Here is a 321-nt window from a genome sequence, read left to right as displayed (position 1 = left end):
CCATCAGTAGGAGCCCATCACCAAATTTCTTTAAAATAAAGGAATTTAATCAACAGTGATAGCATAAGGAAAATAATAATGAAATCAAAAATTATCGTAGCATTATCTGCATTTTTAATCGCAACTTCTACAGGTGCAGCTGCATCTGATAAAGGACAGTCAGTGACTAAATCAAGTCCAGACAAAGTTGTTGTAGCAACTAGCTGCCCTTGGTGGTTTGGCGGTGACCGTTGCGTTAAGCACATGTAATTGCTAAATAAAGGCGCTGAACCAGCGCCTTTTAAGTAGATAATTTAGATAACTTAGAGAAATTTGGGATGG

General features: G+C 37.7%; 1 protein-coding gene. It reads left to right on the top strand.

Going from position 1 to position 321, the window contains the following annotated elements:
* Window positions 1–78 precede the first annotated feature (78 nt).
* Window positions 79–249, top strand: coding sequence for a hypothetical protein (locus L1070_RS20235; RefSeq protein WP_237126921.1), 171 nt, complete (start codon window positions 79–81; stop codon window positions 247–249).
* Window positions 250–321: the final 72 nt, after the last annotated feature.

The sequence above is a fragment of the Pseudoalteromonas sp. MMG022 genome (assembly GCF_021654245.1).
GTDB lineage: Bacteria > Pseudomonadota > Gammaproteobacteria > Enterobacterales > Alteromonadaceae > Pseudoalteromonas > Pseudoalteromonas amylolytica.
This window is presented reverse-complemented; position numbering and strand designations above follow the sequence as displayed.